General features: G+C 73.8%; 5 protein-coding genes. 3 read left to right on the top strand and 2 right to left on the bottom strand.

Annotated features, from left to right (window positions below; all coding sequences use genetic code 11):
• A partial coding sequence (locus FGF04_RS22670) for an enoyl-CoA hydratase family protein (protein WP_149513781.1) occupies positions 1-759 on the bottom strand: 759 nt, incomplete at its 3' end.
• Positions 760-880: 121 nt separating this feature from the next.
• On the opposite strand from FGF04_RS22670, the gene FGF04_RS22665 reads away from it, so the two are divergent.
• Positions 881-1621, top strand: coding sequence for an SDR family oxidoreductase (locus tag FGF04_RS22665; protein ID WP_408055652.1), 741 nt, complete (start codon positions 881-883; stop codon positions 1619-1621).
• A gap of 1 nt (position 1622) precedes the next feature.
• Complete coding sequence (locus FGF04_RS22660) at positions 1623-2564, top strand: SDR family oxidoreductase (RefSeq protein ID WP_149513122.1); 942 nt, start codon at positions 1623-1625, stop codon at positions 2562-2564.
• 76 nt (positions 2565-2640) lie between these two features.
• Here FGF04_RS22660 and FGF04_RS22655 read toward each other — a convergent pair whose 3' ends face one another.
• Positions 2641-3546 (bottom strand): hypothetical protein, encoded by a 906-nt coding sequence (locus FGF04_RS22655; protein ID WP_149513121.1) that lies wholly within the window; start codon positions 3544-3546, stop codon positions 2641-2643.
• 198 nt (positions 3547-3744) lie between these two features.
• Between FGF04_RS22655 and FGF04_RS22650 the strand changes: the two genes are divergently transcribed.
• Positions 3745-4554: a S1 family peptidase gene (locus tag FGF04_RS22650; protein WP_149513120.1), complete on the top strand. Its 810-nt coding sequence runs from the start codon at positions 3745-3747 to the stop codon at positions 4552-4554.
• The last annotated feature ends 26 nt before the right edge of the window (positions 4555-4580 follow it).

The following is a 4580-nucleotide window of genomic DNA, read 5'->3' as shown; positions in this document are numbered from 1 at the left end:
CCCTCCCCCCTGTGGGCGTCCACCGCCCCTTCCGAAGGTGCCGCGGACGCGGTCACCCGTGCCGTCCAGGCCCGCCTCGAACGTGAACCCCTGCTCGAAGCGGTAGCTGCGGCGCACGTCGACGGGGTCGATGCCGTTGATCGCCGCCTTCGCGAGCCGGAGCAGCCGGCCGTCCTTGCCCGCGATCTCACGGGCCAGCTCCAGCGCGGCGGAGCGCAGCCGCTCGCGCGCCACGACCCGCCACACCGAGCCGTGCCGGTGCAGCTCGGCCGCGGTCGCCGTGCGCGAGGTGTAGTACAGGGCGCGCATCAGGTGCTGGGGCACCAGCCGGGACAGGTGCGTGGCCGCGCCCAGCGCGCCCCGGTCCAGCTCGGGCAGCCCGAAGGCGGCGTCCTCGCTCGCCACGATCGCGTCCGCGTTGCCCACCAGGCCTATGCCGCCGCCCAGGCAGAAGCCGTGCACCTCCGCCACCACCGGCACCTCGCACTCGTAGACGGCGGCGAAGGCCTCGGCGCAGCCGCGGTTGGCGCCGAGCAGGGCGCTGGCGCCCTTCGCCTGGATCTCCTTGACGTCCACGCCCGCGTTGAACCCCCGGCCCTCGGCGGCCAGCACCACACAGCGGATCCCGGCGTCGCGCCCCGCCGCGCGCACGCTGTCCGCCAGCTCGAACCAGCCGTGCACCGGCAGCGCGTTCACCGGGGGGAAGTCGACCGTGACGACGGAAATCCCTTTTTCCGGGGACGAGGTGGAGACACCCATCGGCGCATCAGCTACCTTTCCCTCATCCATCCACCAAACGTTTGTTAGGTGCGATCCGGTTCGAAGGTAACAGCGGATGCCGAGGGGCGGGAAGCCCTGTGGACAACGGACGGGAGGCCCTGTGGACAAGCGGCTCGTCGTGGTCACCGGCGGCACCAGGGGCGTCGGCGCCGGAATCGCCCGGGCGTTCGCCGAAGCGGGCGACGAGGTCGTGGTCTGCGCCCGCCGCCCCCCTCCGGCGCCGCTCGACGGATGCGCGTTCCACCCCCTCGACCTGCGCGATCCACCGGCCGTCCGCGCGTTCTTCGGACGGCTGCCCCGGCTCGACGTCCTGGTCAACAACGCGGGCGGCGCCCCGTACCGGCTGCTCACCGGGGCGGACGCCGAACGGCACGCGCGCGTGATCGACCTCAATCTCGTCACGCCGCTCACCGCCTCCCTGGCGGCGTACGACCGGCTGCGGCGCGCCCGCGGCAGCGTCGTGATGATCGGCAGCGTCAGCGGGACCCGGCCCTCGCCCGGCACCGCCGCCTACGGAGCCGCCAAGGCCGGACTGGAGAACCTGGCGCGCTCGATGGCCATGGAGTGGGCACCGGACGTACGGGTCAACACGCTGGTCGCCGGAATGGTCCGCACCGAGCTGTCCCACCTCCACTACGGGGACCGGGACGGCATCGGGGCCGTCTCCCGCACCGTCCCGCTGGGACGGCTCGCCGCGCCCGCGGACATCGGCGGGGCGGCCGTCTTCCTCGCCTCGGAGGCCGCCGCGTACATCACCGGGGCGAGCCTCCTCGTCCACGGCGGCGGCGAGCGGCCCGCCTTCCTGGACGCGGCGACCGCCGACGACGGCAAGGAGCGGTGACATGGGCGCGGACACGCCTTCCGGAACGGGCATCTGCGACGGGCGGGTGGTGGTCGTCACGGGAGCGGGACGCGGACTGGGACGGGCCCACGCGCTCGCCTTCGCGGCGGAGGGGGCACGGGTCGTCGTCAACGACCTGGGCGTCGGGCTCGACGGATCGCCCGGCGCCGCCGGCGGCCCGGCCCGGCAGATCGCCGAGGAGGTCGCCGAGGAGATCCGGACGGCGGGCGGCGAGGCCGTCGCCCACGCCGGGGACGTCGCGACCACCGAGGGCGCCTCCTCCCTCGTCCGCACCGCGCTCGACGCGTACGGACGGCTCGACACCCTCGTCAACAACGCCGGGTTCCTGCGCGACCGCATGCTCGTCAACCTCGACGAGGACGACTGGGACGCCGTCGTGCGCGTCCACCTCAAGGGCCACTTCCTGCCCCTGAAGCACGCCGTCGCGCACTGGCGGGCCGAGGCGAAGGCAGGGCGCGTCCCGCGGGCCCGGATCGTCAACACCAGCTCCGGGGCCGGGCTCTCGGGGTCCGTCGGGCAGGGCAACTACAGCGCGGCCAAGGCCGGGATCATCGGGCTGACCCTGGTCGCCGCCGCCGAGACGGCCCGCTACGGGGTGCAGGTCAACGCCATCGCGCCGGCCGCCCGGACCCGGATGACCGAGACCGCCTTCGCCCGGGCCATGGCGGCACCGGACGACGGCTTCGACGCCATGGCCCCCGAGAACGTGTCCCCCCTCGTCGTCTGGCTCGGCTCCGCCGCGAGCGAGGGAGTCACCGGCCGGGTCTTCGAGACGGAGGGCGGCCGCATCGCGGTCATGGACGGCTGGCGGCCGGGACCCACGGCCGACAAGGGGTCCCGCTGGGCMCCCGCCGAAGTGGGCGGCGCCGTCCTGCGGCTCCTCGCGCAGGCACCGCCCCCGACTGCGGTGCACGGGGCATGAGGAGCCGCAGGACGGGGCGTGGGCGACCGCGGGTGCGCCGTGGCCGGCCCCCCCCGCCCATGAACGAGGACGGCCCCTACGTGTCGCACTCCAGGACCGTCCGGCACAGGGCGCAGCGGGCCCGGACCCGCCCGCGCACCGGTACCCGGATCCGCTGATGGCAGGTCGGGCAGGGGAACGAGACCCGCAACGGCCCCCGCCCGTCCGGCGTGAACGCGTACGCGCTGCCGTCGGCGGCCGTGCGCGGCACCACGCGCGCGTGCTCCTGCGCATGGCGGCGGTCCTTCGCGTACCGGCGGCGCCCCGCCCACCCGGCCGCCGTCAGCGGCGGCTGCCGCCCGTCCTCCCGCGCCCGCGCCAGGCCCTTGGTGTACGCGGTGTACGCCTGCGCGCTGGTGAACCAGGTGGCCGGGTCCTCCCCGAACGCCAGCGACCGCTTGGCCAGCACGTACCCGAACTCCTCCGGCGTCAGGTAGCCGAGCTTCTGCGAGGACGAGGCGTCCTCCCGGTACGCGTCGAGCAGCAGCCAGCCCGCACCGAGGTACGTCGTCGCCGTGTCCGTGAGGATCTCGTTGTCCCGGGTGCCGGGGAAGGACAGGCCGAGGCGGTGCAGGTAGACGTGCATCACCTCGTGGGCCAGCGCGGCCCCGATGTCACGGCGGTGGGTACGGAAGCGGTCGTTCAGCTCGATGAAGTACTCCGGGCCCGCGGCGAGCTCGACGTTCGCCGCGAACTCCATCTCCCGGAAGCCCACGATCATGCGGGCGTCCGGCAGCCGGAAGTGCCGCACCAGCTCGCGGGCCACCCGCTGGGTCCCCAGGTACAGGTCGTCCGTGTCGCCGAACGCCACGTCGGCCGGGGGCACGCTGGTGTCGAACGCGTGGATGGTGTCGTACGAGAGCCGCTTGTACAGCGCGGTGACCGCCGCCCGCACCGTCTCCAGGTGGGGGTAGCCGTGCTGGACCGGACCGCCGTTCGTCACGCCCGTACCCCCTGAGAGGCCCCGAACCTCCTCCCACCTTAAGGGGGTGCGAGAAGGGGGCGCGAGCGGATTCCCGGCGGCCGGGTTCCACGCCGGGTGCGTGACATCCGCCCTTGCCCCACAGGTCGCACGATCTTCATACTTCTGTGCACTCTCTGTGCGCCGTCGTGCGCACTCGGCATTCCCGCGCAATTCCTCATGAAAGGGAACCTGTTGACCCACAGCACGCTCGGTCTGCTCCGGAGACCCGCCTTCCGGCGGGCCGCGGCCATCGGTGCCGTCGCCCTCGCGACCGCCAGCCTCCAGCCCGTCGCCGCGCACGCCGCGCCCGCCCCGGTGGTCGGCGGCGCACCCGCCGCGCAGGGCGAGTTCCCCTTCATGGTCAGCCTGTCCATGGGCTGCGGCGGCTCGCTCTACAAGAAGGACGTCGTCCTGACCGCCGCGCACTGCGTGGACGGGTCCGGCAACACGACCCGGATCACCGCCACCGCCGGGGTCGCCGACCTCGGCTCCGCCGGTGCGATCAAGGTGAGGTCCACCAAGGTCGTCCAGGCGCCGGGCTACGACGGCAACGGCAAGGACTGGGCTCTGATCAAGCTCGCCCGGCCCATCGAGCTGCCGACGCTGAAGATCGCCACGACCACCCGCTACAACAGGGGGACGTTCACCGTCGCCGGGTGGGGCGACACCGCGGAGAACGCGAACACCGGTTCCACGAAGCTGCTGAAGGCCAAGGTGCCCTTCGTCGCCGACCGGCAGTGCAAGCGGCACTACGGTGCCCGGCTGATCGCCGGGCAGGAGATCTGCGCGGGCGTTCCGCGGGGCGGGGTGGACACCTGCCAGGGGGACTCCGGCGGGCCCATGTTCCGCAAGGACGACGCCGGCAAGTGGCTCCAGGTGGGGATCGTCAGCTGGGGTGACGGGTGTGCGCGGCCCCTGACGCCCGGGGTGTACACCGAGGTGTCGACGTTCGCCGGTGCGATAAGCCGCGCTGCGGCGGGGCTTTAGCCGTCCGGTCGGGTGGGGCGGGGAGG

This window comes from Streptomyces apricus (genome assembly GCF_008369065.1).
GTDB classification, from domain to species: domain Bacteria; phylum Actinomycetota; class Actinomycetes; order Streptomycetales; family Streptomycetaceae; genus Streptomyces; species Streptomyces apricus.
The sequence above is the reverse complement of the archived record's forward strand: the minus strand, read 5'-3'. Positions and strand labels throughout refer to the sequence as shown.

Bases quoted from the DNA above. Each gene is read 5' to 3' on its own strand.
- FGF04_RS22650 (WP_149513120.1), top strand. From the start codon at position 3,745: ATGAAAGGGAACCTGTTGACCCACAGCACGCTCGGTCTGCTCCGGAGA.